General features: G+C 37.7%; 21 protein-coding genes. 20 read left to right on the forward strand and 1 reads right to left on the reverse strand.

The annotated features are described in order from the left end of the window. Positions 1–6: 6 nt before the first annotated feature. From IPP64_09180 to IPP64_09190, 3 genes are all read left to right on the forward strand, one after another. Positions 7–1230, forward strand: coding sequence for a beta-ketoacyl-[acyl-carrier-protein] synthase family protein (locus IPP64_09180; GenBank protein MBL0329571.1), 1224 nt, complete (start codon positions 7–9; stop codon positions 1228–1230). A gap of 17 nt (positions 1231–1247) precedes the next feature. Beyond that, on the forward strand, positions 1248–1505 hold the full coding sequence (locus IPP64_09185; GenBank protein MBL0329572.1) for an acyl carrier protein: 258 nt from the start codon (positions 1248–1250) through the stop codon (positions 1503–1505). Between the two features lie 89 nt (positions 1506–1594). Further along, positions 1595–2497 carry a lipid A biosynthesis acyltransferase gene (locus IPP64_09190; GenBank protein MBL0329573.1) on the forward strand — a complete coding sequence of 301 codons (903 nt, stop codon included), beginning with the start codon at positions 1595–1597 and terminating at the stop codon, positions 2495–2497. Positions 2498–2518: 21 nt separating this feature from the next. Here IPP64_09190 and IPP64_09195 read toward each other — a convergent pair whose 3' ends face one another. After that, positions 2519–2857 carry a cupredoxin domain-containing protein gene (locus IPP64_09195; GenBank protein ID MBL0329574.1) on the reverse strand — a complete coding sequence of 113 codons (339 nt, stop codon included), beginning with the start codon at positions 2855–2857 and terminating at the stop codon, positions 2519–2521. A gap of 131 nt (positions 2858–2988) precedes the next feature. On the opposite strand from IPP64_09195, the gene IPP64_09200 reads away from it, so the two are divergent. From IPP64_09200 to IPP64_09280, 17 genes are all read left to right on the forward strand, one after another. Further along, positions 2989–4659 carry an NAD(P)/FAD-dependent oxidoreductase gene (locus tag IPP64_09200; GenBank protein ID MBL0329575.1) on the forward strand — a complete coding sequence of 557 codons (1671 nt, stop codon included), beginning with the start codon at positions 2989–2991 and terminating at the stop codon, positions 4657–4659. A gap of 35 nt (positions 4660–4694) precedes the next feature. Beyond that, positions 4695–5510 carry a DUF1702 family protein gene (locus IPP64_09205; GenBank protein ID MBL0329576.1) on the forward strand — a complete coding sequence of 272 codons (816 nt, stop codon included), beginning with the start codon at positions 4695–4697 and terminating at the stop codon, positions 5508–5510. Positions 5511–5533: 23 nt separating this feature from the next. Beyond that, a complete protein-coding gene (locus IPP64_09210; GenBank protein MBL0329577.1) occupies positions 5534–5932 on the forward strand; it encodes a hypothetical protein in 399 nt (132 codons plus the stop codon). Between the two features lie 195 nt (positions 5933–6127). Beyond that, positions 6128–7141, forward strand: a complete 1014-nt coding sequence (locus IPP64_09215) for a BtrH N-terminal domain-containing protein (GenBank protein ID MBL0329578.1) — start codon at positions 6128–6130, stop codon at positions 7139–7141. Positions 7142–7717: 576 nt separating this feature from the next. After that, entirely contained in the window at positions 7718–8344 is a 627-nt protein-coding gene (locus tag IPP64_09220; protein MBL0329579.1) for a hypothetical protein, read from the forward strand. A 140-nt stretch (positions 8345–8484) separates the two neighbouring features. Then, on the forward strand, positions 8485–9096 hold the full coding sequence (locus IPP64_09225) for a hypothetical protein (protein ID MBL0329580.1): 612 nt from the start codon (positions 8485–8487) through the stop codon (positions 9094–9096). After that, a complete protein-coding gene (locus IPP64_09230; GenBank protein ID MBL0329581.1) occupies positions 9063–9305 on the forward strand; it encodes a hypothetical protein in 243 nt (80 codons plus the stop codon). The genes IPP64_09225 and IPP64_09230 overlap by 34 nt, the downstream gene beginning before the upstream one ends. A 5-nt stretch (positions 9306–9310) precedes the next feature. Beyond that, positions 9311–10231, forward strand: coding sequence for a dialkylresorcinol condensing enzyme DarA (locus IPP64_09235; GenBank protein MBL0329582.1), 921 nt, complete (start codon positions 9311–9313; stop codon positions 10229–10231). 176 nt (positions 10232–10407) lie between these two features. Continuing rightward, positions 10408–11547 (forward strand): beta-ketoacyl-ACP synthase III, encoded by a 1140-nt coding sequence (locus IPP64_09240; protein MBL0329583.1) that lies wholly within the window; start codon positions 10408–10410, stop codon positions 11545–11547. Beyond that, on the forward strand, positions 11548–12006 hold the full coding sequence (locus IPP64_09245; GenBank protein ID MBL0329584.1) for a hydroxymyristoyl-ACP dehydratase: 459 nt from the start codon (positions 11548–11550) through the stop codon (positions 12004–12006). A 36-nt stretch (positions 12007–12042) separates the two neighbouring features. Next, the gene (locus IPP64_09250; protein ID MBL0329585.1) at positions 12043–12792 is read left to right on the forward strand and encodes an ABC transporter ATP-binding protein; all 750 of its coding nucleotides are present in this window, start codon (positions 12043–12045) and stop codon (positions 12790–12792) included. After that, positions 12792–14069 (forward strand): ABC transporter permease, encoded by a 1278-nt coding sequence (locus tag IPP64_09255; GenBank protein ID MBL0329586.1) that lies wholly within the window; start codon positions 12792–12794, stop codon positions 14067–14069. The genes IPP64_09250 and IPP64_09255 overlap by 1 nt, the downstream gene beginning before the upstream one ends. An 81-nt stretch (positions 14070–14150) precedes the next feature. After that, positions 14151–14597 carry an acyl-CoA thioesterase gene (locus IPP64_09260; GenBank protein MBL0329587.1) on the forward strand — a complete coding sequence of 149 codons (447 nt, stop codon included), beginning with the start codon at positions 14151–14153 and terminating at the stop codon, positions 14595–14597. A gap of 107 nt (positions 14598–14704) precedes the next feature. After that, complete coding sequence (locus IPP64_09265) at positions 14705–15874, forward strand: beta-ketoacyl synthase (GenBank protein MBL0329588.1); 1170 nt, start codon at positions 14705–14707, stop codon at positions 15872–15874. Further along, positions 15874–16503 (forward strand): 3-oxoacyl-ACP synthase, encoded by a 630-nt coding sequence (locus IPP64_09270; protein ID MBL0329589.1) that lies wholly within the window; start codon positions 15874–15876, stop codon positions 16501–16503. The genes IPP64_09265 and IPP64_09270 overlap by 1 nt, the downstream gene beginning before the upstream one ends. 14 nt (positions 16504–16517) lie before the next feature. Next, complete coding sequence (locus IPP64_09275) at positions 16518–16772, forward strand: acyl carrier protein (protein ID MBL0329590.1); 255 nt, start codon at positions 16518–16520, stop codon at positions 16770–16772. A 191-nt stretch (positions 16773–16963) separates the two neighbouring features. Then, positions 16964–18169: a beta-ketoacyl-[acyl-carrier-protein] synthase family protein gene (locus tag IPP64_09280; GenBank protein MBL0329591.1), complete on the forward strand. Its 1206-nt coding sequence runs from the start codon at positions 16964–16966 to the stop codon at positions 18167–18169. Position 18170 lies beyond the last annotated feature (1 nt).

Below are 18170 nucleotides of genomic sequence, written 5' to 3' on the forward strand. Positions count from 1 at the left end.
GAAAATATGAATAATAGAGTTGTTATTACGGGATTAGGAATTTGGAGTTGTTTAGGGACAACCCTGGACGAGGTAAAAGACTCCTTACGTGCCGGTAAATCAGGCATCGGAATGGACATGGAACGTAAAGCCTGGGGATATCGCTCCGGTCTAACCGGTATTGTGGCGAAACCCGAACTAAAAGGAATTCTTGACAGAAGAGCCCGTATTGGACTTTCTGAAGAAGCAGAATACGCGTACATGGCGACTTTGGAAGCCATGAAAAATGCGAAGATGGACATGAGCTGGGTGGAGAAAAATGAAGTGGGCATCCTTTACGGAAATGATAGTTCTGCTAAAGCAGTAAGTGAAGCAATCGATACCATTCGCATCAAAAAAGACACGACCTTATTGGGTTCCGGTTCCATCTTTCAATCGATGAACTGTACCGTAACCATGAACCTTTCAACGATTTTCAAACTCAAAGGAATCAACTTTACCATCAGTGCTGCTTGTGCAAGTGGCTCCCACTCTATCGGTTTGGGTTACCTGATGATTAAATGGGGATTACAAAAACATATTATTTGCGGTGGTGCACAAGAGGTAAATCCTTTTGCATTCGGCAGTTTTGACGGATTGAGTGCATTTTCTATCCGTGAAAATGAACCCTCCAAAGCATCTCGTCCGTTTGACAAAGACCGTGATGGTTTGATTCCAAGCGGTGGAGCAGCAACCTTAATTTTGGAAAGCTACGAAAGCGCCATGGAACGTGGTGCTCCGATTTTAGCAGAAGTAGTTGGTTATGGATTTTCTTCCAACGGAGAACATATCTCCAACTCCAACGTGGACGGGCAAGTACGCTCTTTAAACATGGCGTTGAATGATGCCGGATTAACTGCAAAAGACATTGATTACATCAACGCACATGCAACCTCAACCCCTGGTGGAGATTTAGCAGAAGCAACAGCCATTGATACCGTATTTGGAGAAAGCAAACCTTTGGTAAGTTCTACTAAATCGATGACTGGGCACGAATGTTGGATGGCTGGAGCCAGTGAAATTGTTTATTCCATGCTGATGATGCAAAATAACTTTGTTGCTCCCAACATCAACTTTGAAAACCCTGATGAGGCCTCAGCAAAATTAAATATTGCGAAAACCACTACAGAAAAAAATATTGATGTATTTTTGTCCAACTCGTTTGGATTTGGTGGTACGAACTCATCCTTAATCATTAAAAAAATTAAATAATTAAATATTACTCCTCAATGACACAAGCAGAAATTATAGAAAGAATTAACGCCTTTTTAGTGGACGAATTTGAAGTAGATGCTGACAAAATTAATCCGGATGCAAACCTTCGTGAAACATTAGGTTTGGATAGTTTAGATTATGTGGATTTAGTAGTTATTATCGAAAGTAATTTCGGATTTAAAGTAGTTGCAGAAGATTTTATCAATATCCATACATTCCAAAATTTTTACGATTACGTAAATCGTAAAGTGGCTGAAAAAGCAACAGCATAATAGTTGTTTGTCCCGATAGCTATCGGGATTTGTTGTTAGTTATTGGTAATTATCCTCTAACAACCAGCAACTAAAAACCAACAACCAACATGGCAAAGTGGGAAGGAAAATCCAAAGGAACAGTATTAGGCCATAAGATATTTGTATTTATTTTAAATCATTTAGGGCTTCGACTCGCGTACATCGTACTAAGGTTTGTAGCCCTTTATTATTTTCTGTTCGCCCGCAAATCCAACAAAAGCATCTTCTATTTTTACCACGATGTTTTAAAATACAAACGCTTTACCACCCGCTTAAAAATTTACAAAAATTATTATGTATTCGGACAAACCATTCTCGACAAAGTAGCTTTACTTGCCGGAGTGAAAACCAAATTCACCATCAACCACGATGGAGGCAAAAATCTAGATAAGATTGCAGAAATGGGCAAAGGTGGCATTTTAGTGAGTGCACATATCGGAAATTGGGAAATAGCCGGACAATTATTAAACCGCTTGAACACCACCTTTAACATTTTGATGTACGAAAACGAAAGTGCCAACATCAAAGAATACATGGATGGTGTTCAGAAAAAAAAGAATGTGAACATTATCGCCATCAAAGATGGCGAAATGGGACATTTGATTGAACTTCACAATGCGTTTAGCAAAAACGAATTGGTGGTGATGCATGGCGACCGTTTCCGCGATGGTGTACAAACCATTGAAGCCAACTTTTTAGGTAAAACAGCGAAGTTTCCTGCCGGTCCGTTCATCATGGCTGCCAAATTCGGAGTTCCGCTTTCAGTTGTATTTGCTGTAAAAGAAAGTGCTACCCACTATCACTTTTTTGCCTCCGACCCGATTCAAGTGAAACGCACCCGCGATCCCAAACAAACCGAATTAGCCGTTCAAGAATTACTTCGTAAGTATTTAGATGAAGTAGAAAAAATGGTGGTTCGCTACCCGGAACAATGGTTTAACTATTATGCTTTCTGGAAAGATCAGGAATAATTTTTTTTATTCGAAGAACAACTATCTCACCACAATCGCACCTTGCTCCGAAGAATTTGTGGAGTGATAATCACAATAAAAATAATAGGTTCCAACAGTATTGAACGTATACGTATACGAATTTCCACTGCTTATTTTTCCGCTGCTAAAAATACCACTGCTGGATGTTACCGAGTGATTTGAATTGTCTTTATTGATAAACGTAACTGTTGTGCCTGAATCCACTTGTAATTGCCCCGGATTATACGCTTTGTATTCCAACCAAATTTCATTCGGTCCGGGAGTTCCTTTTTCCTCTTTCTTGCAACTGATCCAGATGGTTAGAACCACTATTCCGATAAAAAGTAACCGTGTTTTCAATGTCGTATTTGTTTGAATATCCAAACAAATGTATGAAATATTTGTTCATGCTTATACGTGTAGAAATCAGCTTGTTTTATGGTTTTTTATGCCTGTAATTTTACTATTTTTACCATTCAACGAAAAAACCTATGCAAAAACAATACGATGTGATTATTGCAGGTGGTGGTCTGGCCGGACTTACACTATCTATCCAATTAAAACGAGCGAACCCTGATGTTTCCATTCTGATTATGGAATACCGTGATAGCATTGCTCCGGTTGCCGCACACAAAGTAGGTGAATCGACTGTTGAATTAGCAACTCACTATTTCCGTGAAGTACTGGGACTAAAAGACTATTTAGAAGAATTTGAATTACCGAAACACGGTCTACGCTTTTTCTTTCATACAGACGACAAACAAGATATTTCCGAACGTGTTGAATTGGGGCCTCGCTTAAAACTACCAACACCAAGCCATCAGCTGGATAGAGGAACCTTTGAAAACTATTTAGAAAAACACACCAAAGAACTGGGCACCGAATTTATGTTGAGTGCCCGCGTGAAAGATGTGGAATTTGATGAAGCTGGACATACTGTTATTTTCAATCACAACGAAGAGGAAAAGCGTTTAAAAGCACGCTGGGTAGTAGATGCAACCAGTCGTTTCAGCCTATTAAAACGAAAATTAAAATTTGAAAAAGAAGCACCTCATAATGTAAATGCCGTTTGGTATCGTGTGAAAGGGGTTGTGGATATTGATGATTGGAGTGAGAACAAAGAATGGAAAAACTTCTTAGCGCCTAAATTACGCTACTTGAGTACAGTGCATTTTATTGACAAAGGATATTGGTTATGGGTGATTCCATTGGGTTCAAAAAACACCAGCATTGGAATTGTGGCAGATGAAGATTTACATCCGTTCAACACCATCAACACATATGAAAAAGCGGTTGAATGGGTGAAGAAAAATGAGCCATTGGCTGCGAAATATGTTTGTCCGCCTAAAGAAGAACTCATGGACTTCCGCATCTTAAAGCATTTTGCACACAACAGCGGCAGAATGTATTCAAAAGAACGTTGGGCCTGCACCGGTGAAGCCGGAGCATTCTTAGATCCTTTCTATTCTCCCGGAAGTGATTTCATCTCCATGAACAATACTTGGTTGTCCGATTTAATTTTACGTGACAAAGCCGGTGAAGATATCTCCTTGCGTACCGAAGTCTATGAAACCATGCATTTAAGATGGTTTGAGAGCTGGCTTCCACTCTATCAGGATAAATATAAATTGATGGGAAATACTCAGATCATGGTTTTCAAAATTTTCTGGGATTGGGCGATTTACTGGTCGGTTCCTTGTGTTTTGTTTACCAACAAAGGGTACACCGATTTAAAAGTGTTGCGTGATTTGTTTGTTTCAGAAAACGGTATTGGAACAAAATTCCAGGCATTGAATAAAATCATGCAGGATTTATTTTTACAATGGTTGCCACATGAACATGCAACATTCACCAATCGTTACATCGACCCGTTTGATTTGATGTACATGCGTCAATTTCAGGAAGGAATCGAATTTCAACATGGAAGTCAAAAAGCATTGCTTGAAAAAATCACTTCAAACATGGGAATGATTGAAAAGATTGCAGCTGAAATGTTCCGACATATCAGTCACCAAGTGAAAGGAACACCGTTGGACATGAACGTAAATCCGTATACGATTAGTTTAACGAAAACGGTTGATACCACAAGCGAAATGGCCTTACCGGTAGATGCAGCAATCAAAAAAGATGTGAATGTGATGTGGTTTTACGATAAAAAATAAGACGTAGGCTCATGCAAAACGCTGTTTTAGAAAAGATGGAAAAGATTAAAACACTTTTTCAGGAATCAAAAGAACAGGCTTTACAAACAAATGACCTTGCGACTTTTATTATTGAACTGGACAAGGTTGAAAATGAATTTCGTTCGGTCGCTTATGAAGCAGCAGCAATGGCGTTTGCAGAACAGGATCTTCTTGCAGAGAACACGTTAACAAACTGGAACTTGTTTTGTAAAAAATCGGAAGCTACTTACGAAGTTCAATTGCATGTGGGGTTAGGTTGGGCATTGGCAAAGGAAAACAAAGAAACAAGTGCATTATTTAATTCTTTGGATCCGTTTATGGTTCCGCGTGTTTTAGATGGAATGGGTTATTATGATGGTGTTTTCAGACAAAGAGCAACCATCAAAAATTTGAAAAATTCTGATAAATTTGATTCATCAGATTTAAATCATTACGATCAAGGAGTAGGAAGAAGTATTTGGTATTTAGCGGCAGGAAATCCAACAAAATGCAGCGAAATTATCAATACCTTTCCGTCTGAACGGAGGGTTGATTTGTGGAGAGGAATTGGCATTGCAAGCGTATATGTGGGTGGATGTGAAGATGCCACACTGCTTGAACTAAAAAAAACAGCAAAGGAATATTCCATTGCATTAACAGTTGGAGCAGCATTGGCAATAAAAAGCAGAGTAGAATCCAATTCCGTTACAAATGATACAGAACGTGCTTGTAAATTGTTGCTTCAATCAAACGCGAACGAACTGGTAGACAAATTAAATACGATTAGAAAAGAAGCGCCAGGAATCGCATACAATAAGTGGTTAGCTACAATTGAACAACACTGCATTTGATTAAATAATTCTATATTCAGCACATGAAAAAAGAAGAACTTCCACAAGACGAATCAGCATTGGCTTCCATGACCAGGGAATTGATGTATGTGAAAGATAAAGAAGGAAAATACACCACCGATTTAAGTACCGGCTGGGAAGTAAAAAAACAAGCATTGGACAATGCCTGGGACGATATCAAAGAACGCACGGAAGAAGCTCGCTTGGCTGTAAAGAACGGAGAAAAGAGCCCGATTTATTATTTCATGGAATTGCGCATCATGGATTTTCCTGTATTAACAGGCTATACCGGCTTCTGGACATTCACCATAAAACGACACATGAAACCAAATGTCTTTAAATCGTTAAGTGAAAAAAAGTTAGCGATTTATGCTAAAGCATTTGAGATTACGGTGGAAGAATTGAAAAATTTTAAAGGGTAACTGGCAATTATATCAATAGGCAGTAAACAATTAACCAAATTTAAAAAGTAAAGAACATAATAACCGTCATTGCGAGGAACGAAGCAATCTTTCACAGATAGTTAATCAACTCCTATTCATCTAAGATTGCTTCGTCCCTCGCAATGACGTACCAAATAAAAGTTATAATCCCAAAAGGATTTGGAACGTAAAATTATGGAGAAAGAATTTAAACATATACAAGCAGCACATTGCGAAAATGGCGTAGCAACAAGTTTATTGCGTTATCATGGATTGGATTTCATGACTGAGCCTTTGGCATTCGGGATGGGCTCAGGAATATTTTATTTGCACATTCCTTTTTTAACCATCAGCAATGGTCCGGCAATCACTTACAGAAGTATGCCCGGCTGGATCTTCAGTCGCACCTGCAAATCCTTAGGTGTAAAAGTACATCGTGAAAAATTCAGTAGTGAAGAAGCGGCAGTAAAATTTTTAGATAAAAAAGTAAAGGAAGGCGTTCCTGTTGGTTGTCAGGTTGGTGTTTTCAACCTTCCCTATTTCCCACCGGAATATCGTTTCCATTTCAATGCACACAATTTAATTGTTTACGGAAAAGAAAACGGAAACTATTTAATCAGCGACCCGGTGATGGAAACCGTAACACACCTTTCAGAAGAGGATATGCTAAAAGTTCGTTTTGCAAAAGGTCCCTTGGCTCCGAAAGGACATGTGTACTTTCCCGAACAAGTAGGAATTGTTACAGAGGAAATGATTCGCAATGGCATTATCAAAGGCATCAAACGCAGTTCACGTGACATGCTGCATATCCCCGGAAATATTGGTGGTGTAGCGGGAATTAAATATACCGCAAAAAAAATCAGAATCTGGAGAGATAAGTTAGGCCCAAGAAAAGCGGGTTTGTATCTAGGACAAATTGTGCGTATGCAAGAAGAAATTGGTACCGGTGGCGGAGGCTTCCGCTTTTTGTTTGCTGCATTTTTAGAGCAAGCACATCAGTATGTGAAACAAGATCAATTGTTACAAATCTCAGAAGATTTCACCAAAGCAGGTGATTTATGGAGAGCAAGTGCTGTGAATATGGGACGTATCTACAAAGGAAGATTGAATGAACAAAAAGATTTTGAAGAAAGTGCAGATTTATTAATGCAGATTTCCGATATCGAAAAACAAGCGTTTATTAAGTTGTCGAAAATAAAATTGGATTAGATTCTTACTATGCTAAGTCTCTTCAATCAAATAAAAATTAGCCACAGATTCACAGATTTTAAAATAAAAATTTTGGCTGATTTTGTTGGTTAATAAAAACTGATTGTGGACATAAAAATCTGCCTAAATTATAAACACATATAAATAATCTGCGAATCTGTGGCAAAAAAGACAAAACAATATCGAGAACTAGACTTCTTATGAATTCACAAACAGCTAAAAACTTTTCAGTATTTAAAGGCATTACAAAGCAAAAAAGCAAAAAATTGATTTCGGATTACCTTTTTAAACCCTTATATCAATTTTAGATTCTTTTGTCTTTTCTATCTTTGGCAAAAGAATTGCAAACCCCAACCAAACCAAAAATAATAATTATGAAAAAAGTAGTATTCGCATTAATCGCAGTAACATGTATGTTGTCTGCAACTGCACAAAAAAAAAAAATACGATAAACTGTATTATAAAAACATCCTTCTGGAAACAAGCGAAGTAACTATTTCGGTTGACAATGCTGTTTCAACAGACGGAGAAACAAAATTCAAATTAAAAATTACCAACAAAACGGCTGATTACATCATGTTCAAACCGGAAGAATGTAAATTCGTTGTCAACGGTAAAGAATCCAAACCATCAGAAAAACCAAAAACAATTGAACCCAATTCATCCGATTGGTTGATTGTAAATTTGAAAGGTGCTGGCTACAACAATGTAAGAAATTACAGCTTTGAAATTGGTGGATTATACAAAGTATCGACCAATGGAACTGTTGTTCCTGCAGCAGATTTCAGACTACCTGCAACAAAGAATGATTTCAAAGCCGGAAATTTCAGTTTAAACATGTCGAAGCTGACAAAAGAATCCGGTAAAACAGAAGCGAAATTTGATTGTGCATACAATGGTGATAAAGTAGCGATTGTATTCCCAAGCAAAATTGGATTAAAAATGCCTGATGGCAACGAATATGCATCGGTACAACCGAAAGGATTACTTGCTAAAAAAGGTCCGATTTTGATGACCAAAGGACAAATCGAAACCATTTCTGGAAACTGGGAACGCATGGAAGGTGGAAAAGCCATGGACATGCAAAAAGTAGAAATGTTCATTAAATGGAATGAAACATTTACAGAAGTAAGTCCGGAAAAATTAAAAAATGAAACCTTAACGTTTGAATTTGACGAAGCATTGACAGAAGCAAAAAAATAAATTGATGTGATGTTATAAAAAAAGCAGCTCTGAATTTTCGGAGCTGCTTTTTTTATTGGACATGTTTGACATCGAATTAGAAAATGGCTTATTAAAAATTTAATGTTAATTTTGGTATCACAATTGTTAAAACAATCGATATGAAAAAACACATCCTTTCTATCTTACTCATTCTTTGCATTTCATCATCGGCTTTCTCTCAGAAAAAAGAAAAAGTAATTAAGTACGAGAAAACCTTTTACAAAGATCAAACGATTGAAAACATGGATGTAAAAATCACCATTGATGATGCGGTGGCTACTCCTACCGGTATAAAATTCAAGATTACAATCATCAACAAATCCGGTGATTACATTATCTTCAAACCTTCCGAATGTGAATTCAGTATCAAAGGCAGCAAAGTAAAACCCATTGAAAAATGGCTGGTGATTCGTCCGGGCGATAGAGACTGGAGAATTGTTGACATCAAAGGCAATTATGTGGTACCGGAAAATTTTGAATTCTTAATGGCTGGACTTTATAAAGTAACAATCGATGCAGCCGGCAATGTAACTCCGGATTTTAAATTACCTCCTGCCAACAATGAATTTAAAACAGGCGAATTTTCAGTTGTTTTGGATGGCTTTAAAAAGAGACCGCAAAGACAGATGCTAAATTTAAAGTGTCATACAACGGTGATAAAATTGGAATTATTGAAACCAATAAAATCGCTACAAAAATGCCGGACGGGAAAGAGTTTGCTAATTATTTAAACGACAAACCCATCATTTTCGACAAAGGAAATAAAGATGATTTTAAGGTAGCATGGAAAGATATTCCAATTGACTCGGGAGATATGCAAAAAGTAGATATGACCATTATTTGGCGAGAAGCATTTAAAGAAGTAACGCCTTTAAAAATTCCGACAATCAATTTAACCATCCTTTTTGATAAAGAAACGAGCATGGCGAAAGGCCGATAATTTGTATGAAAAAAATTCTAGTTGTTTATTATACTCAAACCGGTCAGCTTCATAAAGCTTTAAAATCAACACTTGCACCCTTAGAAAAAGAGGCTGTTTCCATTGATTACTTGCAAATTGAACCTACAAAAGCATATCCCTACCCATGGAGTTACATGGACTTTTTTGATGTTTTTCCAGAAACCGTTCATGGGATTCCCACCGAATTAAAACCCTTTTCCATTGATCCAACCATTCATTACGATTTAGTGGTTATTGCATATCAACCTTGGTTTTTATCCATTTGCATACCCATCAATACCTTTTTGCAAACCGAAGAAGCAAAAAAATTATTGAAGGACAAACCGGTTGTAACGGTTTTGGCTTGCAGAAATATGTGGCTAAACGGACAGGAGAAAATGAAAGTGCATTTGAAAAATTTAGAGGCAAAATTGGTGGGAAACATCACCTTTGTTGATAAAGCGTCTAATTTGGTGAGCTTAGTTACTGTTTTGGCCTTTGTTTTAGGCGGTGTAAAGGAAAAATACATGGGCATTTTTCCGAAATATGGCGTATCGGATAAAGATTTGGAGGAATTGGCCCCTAAATTCGGAGCAATCCTTTTAAAACACTTGAAAAGCGGAGACTATGAAACCCAACAACAAGAATTGGTTGATGCAGGTGCTATCAATATTAAATCGAATTTATTGCTGATGGAAGGGCGAGGAAGAGATTTATTCCCGCTCTACGCCAATTATATTTCTAAAAAAGGCACATCCGGAAGTGCCGCGAGAAGAACCAGAGTTCGGATATTCGGCATTGTGTTGCCGACAGCCATTTTACTTCTTTCGCCTATCATCACCATCATATCCCGATTGGCACCCATCCTATTTCCTCAAAAAATAAAAAAACAAGTCGATTACTACTCCCAAAACACACTCCGCTAGTCGTTTAGTTATTTTTTCTGATTATCCAACATCAGCAATTTTATTTGAAAATAATGGCTCAAAGTACCCTCTAAATTGATAAATTACCTTATTTTTGCGTTTGCACGAAATTTTGAACATTATAGGACTATTTCTGTTCATTACTATAAACTAAACAAACGCATTTAATACAATTTATGGATAGATCAGTTTACATTAATCGTATTGCCAAATTTCTACCCGGCAATCCGATTAGTAATGAAGAGATGGAAGATTACCTGGGTGTTGTGGATGGAAGAAAATCACGTTCGAAGGCGATTATTTTACGTAACAATAAAATAAAAACGCGTTACTATGCACGTGATAAGGAAGGCAATAGCACTCATACCAATGCCGAACTTACAGCAGAGGCGATTAAAGCATTATGCACCAATGGATTTACCTTGGATCAGATCGAACTGCTAACAAGCGGTACCACTTCACCCGACCAATTATTACCTGCTCACGGGGTAATGGTTCATGGTTTACTAAAAACAAAACCAATTGAAGCAATTTCATTTTCCGGCTCTTGTTGTTCGGGAATGAATGCCTTGAAATACGCATACATGTCGGTGTTAACCGGCAACTCCAACAATGCCGTTTCTACCGGATCTGAAAAACTATCGACTTGGATGTCGTCACAAACATTTGAAGAAGAAGCACAAAAATTAAAAGAAGTAGAAGAAAATCCAATCATTGCTTTTGAAAAAGAATTTTTACGTTGGATGCTTTCGGATGGTGCAGCAGCAACACTGCTGAGCAACAAACCCAATCCGGATGGATTGTCATTAAAAATTGAATGGATTGAAATCTGTTCATTTGCAAACGAAGTAGAAGCATGTATGTATGTGGGCGGAGAAAAAGATGCAGAAGGAAACCTACATGGTTATAGCGAATTTACACCCAAAGAATGGTTGGAAAAATCAATCTTTGCGATGAAACAAGATGCTCGTTTATTAGACAAACACATTGCACAGTTAGGAACAAAAAAATACGTTGAGCTATTCAAAAAACACAATGTGGATCCACAAAGCATTGACTGGTTTTTACCACATATTTCATCTGAATATTTCCGTTCAAAAGTAGATGATGAAATGAAAAAATACGGTGTGGAATTACCGCAAGAAAAATGGTTTGTTAATTTAACATCCGTTGGTAACATCGGTGCAGCATCCATTTTTATTGCTATTGAAGAATTAATGAATTCAGGAAAATTAAAAAAAGGACAAAAAATAGCGATTACTGTTCCTGAAAGTGCTCGCTTCTCATACGCTAACGCATTATTTACCGTAGTATAAATGACACAAGTAATCGAAACTCCAATTATTGAAGGCGCTGCAGTATCTGCACTACTACCTCAAAAACCACCCATGGAAATGGTGGATAAATTGTGGTTTCATGATGATACCTACTCCATTTCAGGATTATTAATCCGTGAAGACAATGTCTTCTGTAAAAACGGAGTATTGTGTGAACCGGGATTGATGGAAAACATCGCACAAACTGCCGGTTTACGATTAGGCTACATTTTTCAATTACTTCAAGCAAACGGTGAAGCCATTAAACCTCCTTTGGGATATATTGGTGGAATCAAAAACTTAGTGATTCATCAACTACCTCCTGTTGGTGCTGAATTAAAAACTGAAATATTTGTTCAAGCGGTTGTATTTGAAGTTACGCTCATCTCCGCAAAAAGCTCTGTCAATGGCGTTCCTGTTGCCAGCTGCGAAATGAAAATATTTTTGAAAAAAGATTAGTCATTCGCCTTCGCACAGGTCGACAAAAAATAAGTAATGGCTACCACTGCAGCAATTGAAGTATTCAATCTCCGAAAAACATACAAAGACGCTGCAATTCCTGCAGTCGATAATCTCACATTTTCAATTGAACAAGGAAGTATCTTCGGATTGCTGGGCCCAAACGGTGCAGGAAAAACAACTACCATTTCCATTCTTTGTGGATTAATAAAAGCCAGCAGCGGTGAAGCAACGGTTCTCGGTTTATCCTTAAACAAACAAATACAACAAATCAAACAAATCATTGGTGTCGTGCCGCAGGAAATCGCGCTCTATCCTACGCTAACTGCATACGAAAACTTACGGTATATTGGAAACATGTACGGTTTAAGTGGGAAAAACTTGCGCACTAAAATTCAAGAAAACCTCGAAGTAGTTGGATTAGCATCACATGCCAATCATCGCATCGAAACGTTTTCAGGTGGAATGAAACGCAGAATCAATTTAGTAGCCGGCATTTTGCATTCTCCAAAAATTTTATTTTTAGATGAACCTACCGTGGGTGTTGATGTGCAGTCGAGAAACTTAATTACCGAACATTTACACTTGTTAAATAAAAAGGGATGCACCATCATTTATACATCCCACTTGATGGAAGAAGCGGAAAATTTATGCTCCGAAATTGCCATTATTGATCACGGACAAATCATTGCCTCCGGAAAACCGAAAGCCGTGATTAAAGAACATGAAACAGAAAATTTAGAACAGTTGTTTTTAAAGTTGACAGGAAAAATGTTGCGCGATTAATGTTAAGACTCTATTCAACCATACAAAAAGAAATGTTAATCCTCCTGCGCGACAAAGGAGGCTTACTCATCATGTTTATTATGCCCATGGCCATGATTACGTTGATGGCGCTTATTCAGGATGCCCCTTTCCGCGACTATCAGGAAATGAAAATCCCTTTATTATTGGTGAATAACGACAAAGGAAACCTGGGAAGTACGATTGATAGCAATTTACGTGAATCCAAAATTTTTGAAATCACCAAACAAACGCTCACCACGGAAGAAGTAAAACAAAAAGTGAAAGCGGGTGATTTCAACATTGCGATTATTGTTCCTAATAAAGCAAGTGATTTACTCAATTCGAAAGTACAACACTTTGTTTCCACCAAATTAAACGAAGCCGGCTTAACCGACTCATCAGAAATAAATGCGGAGAACATTGCTGCAGAATTAAACCTAGAAATTTTATTTTCACCCGACACAAAAAAATCTTTCAAAGCTTCTATTTTAAGCACATTAAAGCAATCAACATCAAAAATTGAAACACAAACCTTACTCACCCTTTTTAACAAAGAATTGAAACAAGGAGTTGACGAAAACGGGAAGCAGGAAAAGATGAAAGACTTTGTCAGCTTTAAAGAAGTAAACACTGTTGAAACCAAAGAAGAAGAACTAAAACTGAATTCGGTACAGCACAATGTGCCGGCATGGACCATCTTCGGAATGTTTTTTATTGTGATTTCCATGTCGGGCAGCATTATTAAAGAACGTGACGAAGGAAGTTATACCCGAATCTTAACTATGCCGGGATCCTACATCACCGTATTAATTGGAAAAATCTGCGCCTACCTGCTTATTTGTTTGATTCAATGTGTATTGATGTTGATGGTTGGGTTATACATTCTTCCTCAATTAGGATTGCCGGTATTAATTATCGGCAATAGTATTTTTGCCATCACCATTGTTGCTATTTCGGCAGGCTTAGCAGCTACAGGCTATGGAATTTTAATCGGTACCATTTTTAAAACGCACCAGCAAGCATCCACTTTTGGAGCCGTATCCGTGGTTATTTTGGCCGCTTTGGGTGGCATATGGGTTCCAGTATTTGTAATGCCCGAATATCTTCGCTTGATGTCGGAATTTTCACCTTTGTACTGGGGATTAAGTGCATTTCATAAATTGTTCCTCAATGGTGGCGATGTTCAAAGCATTGTTCCACACGCAACCAAGCTCATTGTCTTCTGTTTTGCAACCCTCGGTATCGCTTATTTTTACAATAAGAATCATCATAAATAACACTAATATTTATCATGAAAACTTGCTCTACAAATTGATATATTTTTAATACATTCGCATTGATAAAAACAGATGGAAACCTTGTCACATAAGAAAAAAACAACTCCTCAACAACTCACCAATTCTACCATTGTTCCGGTACGATTTAGTGAAGTGGATGCCTTGGGAATTGTATGGCATGGTCATTACCTGAAATTTTTTGAAGATGGTAGAGAAGCATTTGGAAGACAATATGAATTAGGATATTTGGATGTTTACAAAAACAACTTTGCCACTCCGCTTGTTAAGATAAATGTAGATTTTAAAAAGATTGTGAAATATGGTGATCATGTAAAAATTGTTACCACATACATTCATTCTCCTGCAGCTAAAATCATTTTCAAGTATGCCATCTACCGTGAATCGGATGGTGAATTGGTAGCTACCGGTGAATCGACACAAGTTTTTATGAACCTGCAGCACGAATTACATATTGTAGTTCCCGAGTTTTTTGAGAATTGGAAACAGAAAAACTTGGAAATCGAATGATTACTATTCGCAAGATGTCCTCTCTTCCAATCCCGATAGCTATTGGGACGAAATGACAAACAAGGAAGCTTGTGATTGAAATGACAAAGTATTAAAAGAAGTAGAAATTGAAATTAGAATCTTACATAGTTGCCGATAATATCATTTCTCCTTTAGGCTTTACAAGTTCCGAAAATTTTGAACAACTGAAGCTAAAGAATACGGGTGTTCAACGCCTGGAAAACTCTGCGCTTTCTGCTGAACCTGTTTGTGCCGCAGTGATTGACACTCAGCAATTAAATTCGGAATTTCAAAAACTGAATACAAAAGCAGAATTCACCCGCTTGGAAAAAATGGTTTTGCTATCCATCAATGATTGCCTAAAACAAAATCCCAACATCGATATCACCAATAAAAAAACACTCCTCATCCTTTCAACTACCAAAGGGAATATCGACCTTTTAGATCCTTCACTCGCTTCTAAATTCGATAAAAAAAGAGTGTATCTCTGGGAAACAGCGAACGTTATTGCACACCACTTTAACAACCCGAATAAACCACTTATCGTTTCAAATGCTTGTATCTCCGGTGTATTGGCGATCATTTTAGGAAAACGATTATTGGAAACCAATCAATACGATACAATCATTGTGAGCGGGGTTGATATTTTAACACAGTTTGTTGTCTCCGGATTTCAATCCTTCAAAGCCATTAGCAATGAAGTTGCAAAACCATACGATGCAAAACGTGATGGAATTTCTCTTGGAGAAGGCTGCGGAACAGTTGTGCTTTCAAACACAACACCAACAACTAACAACCAACAACTAATAACAGTTTCAGGTGGCGCCAGCTCAAACGATGCAAATCACATTTCCGGACCATCACGCACTGGAGATGGATTGTTCATTGCCATTGATAAGACATTAAAAGAATCAAACATAAAAGCATCTGACGTGAGTTATATCTCCGGACACGGCACAGCAACACTTTACAACGATGATATGGAATCATTGGCCATCACCGATGCTGAATTGGCTAACGTTCCCATGAATAGCTTAAAAAGTTATTTTGGCCATACATTAGGTGCAGCAGGATTAATTGAATCCATTATCGGTATTCATTCGATGCGCGCAAATACCTTGATTGGCACGTATAACTTTTCTGAATTGGGTGTCACCAAACCAATTAACATTATTAAACACACAACTGCAGCCGAAATAAACAATTGTTTAAAAACCGCTGCGGGCTTTGGCGGATGCAATGCTGCCGTGTTTTTTCAAAAAGTACAAAACAACTAATGGAGCAAAAAAATTATATCACATCCTATTGTTCCATTAAAAACGGAAAGGTGAATGTAAACGGAAACGAAACATTTTCGGAAGCATCACTTCCTGCCGGAGAGTTTCTAAAAGCTGCCTACAAACATTTTCAACTCAATTATCCGAAGTTTTATAAAATGGATGCTTTGTGCAAATTGGCCTTTGTTGCTTCCGACATTTTGATAAAAGCGAACCCACTTGTTACAAAATACACTGCTGAAGATGTGTCCATTATCATCGCAAATGCGGCTTCTTCTTTGGAAATAGATACGGAGCACCAGCACACCATTTCCGACAAAAACAACTATTTCCCTAGTCCTGCTGTATTTGTATACACTTTACCCAATATTTTGATTGGAGAAATAGCCATAAGAAATTGCATAAAAGGAGAGAATACTTTCTTTATTTTTGATAAATTTGATGCCGATTTCATGAGTTCGTATACAAACACACTTTTGAATGGGAATAAAGCAAAATGTTGCATTACCGGCTGGGTCGATTTTTATGAAAACAGCTACGAAGCATTTTTATATACAATTGAAAAACAAGCAGACGGATTAAACATTGAACACAACTCAGTACAATTAAACAAATTATACAACAACTAAACAAAACAACTAAAATGGATGCATTAATTGATCAACTTAAAGGTGAAATTATTGAACAGTTAAATTTAGAAGATTTAAAAAAAGAAGACATCGATGCGGATGCTCCTCTTTTTGGAGAAGGACTTGGTTTGGATTCAATTGATGCTTTGGAGCTAATTGTACTTTTAGAAAAAAATCACGGAATTAAAGTTGCAAACCCTGCTGACGGAAAAAAGATTTTCCAATCGATCCGCACAATGGCGCAATTTATTCAAGACAATAAGAAGTAACTAGGTGACTAAGTGACTAGGTGACTAGGTGACTAGGTGATTAGGTGACTAGGTGACTAGGTGACTAGTTGACTAGTTGATTAGGTAACTAAGTGACTAGGTGATTAGGTGACTAGGTGATTAGGTGATTAGGTGATTTAGAAAGATACTGAAGTCATTTATTAGTTGTTAGGTTTTATTTGAATTTAAATATGTCTTCGAAAATCTACATTACAGGTATGGGGGTGATTTCTGCCATTGGAAACAATGTTGCGGAGTCGCTGGCTTCATTGGAGCAACTCAAATCCGGTATTGGAACATTGGAAAATGTGCGTTCGCGTCATAAAGACAATGTTCCGGTTGGAGAAGTTAAATCCACGAATGAACAACTTACAGCGATGGCGGGATTAACTCCCGACAAACAAAGTACTCGCACTGCCCTACTCGGCTTAATTGCAGCACAAGAAGCTGTACAATCTGCAGGAATAAAAAACATCAGAGAATTCAGAACCGGAATCATTTCTGCTACCAGTGTTGGTGGAATGGGAATGACCGAAGACTTATGGCTGGACTATTTGAATCCGGAAAAAACCGGTGACTGGCTTAAATACATTGAAGCACACGAATGTGGCGACAGTACCGAATTTATTGCTGACAACTTGGGCGTTAAAGATTATTTATCGACCATCTCTACTGCATGCTCCTCCTCTGCTAATTCCATCATGCTGGGTGCACGTTTAATTAAACATGGTTTACTTGATCGCGTTATCGTTGGTGGAACCGATTCTATGTCGCGCTTTACCATCAATGGTTTTATGACGTTGATGATTTTAGATAAAGAACACTGCAAACCTTTTGATGCCAACCGTCAAGGCTTAAACCTAGGCGAAGGTGCCGGATTCATTGTAATTGAATCTGAAAAAGCTGCTGCAGGAAAAGAAATTTTAGCTGAACTTTCCGGATACGGAAATTCAAACGATGCTTATCATCAAACCGCTTCTTCCCCTGATGGAGCAGGTGCTTACTTGGCGATGGAAAAAGCATTTAAAGTAAGCGGATTAAAACCAAGTGATATTGATTACATCAATGCACATGGTACCGGAACCGCAATCAATGACATGTCGGAAGGCACTGCCATCGACAGATTGTTTAATAAAAATGTGCCGAGCATCAGCTCCACAAAAGCATACACCGGACATACATTGGGCGCTTGCGCGGCCATAGAAGCCGTTTTTTCTGTTTTGGCAATCCAGCACAATGTGATTTTCCCGAACATGAATTACAAAACACCAATGGAAGAATTGAGTTTTAAACCAACAACTCAATTGGATAGAAGTAAAAAAATAACTCATGTTTTATCCAACTCTTTTGGATTTGGAGGAAACACATCCGCATTAATATTCTCGAGACATCAATAAA

Source organism: Bacteroidota bacterium (genome assembly GCA_016722565.1).
Lineage (GTDB): Bacteria > Bacteroidota > Bacteroidia > 2-12-FULL-35-15 > 2-12-FULL-35-15 > 2-12-FULL-35-15.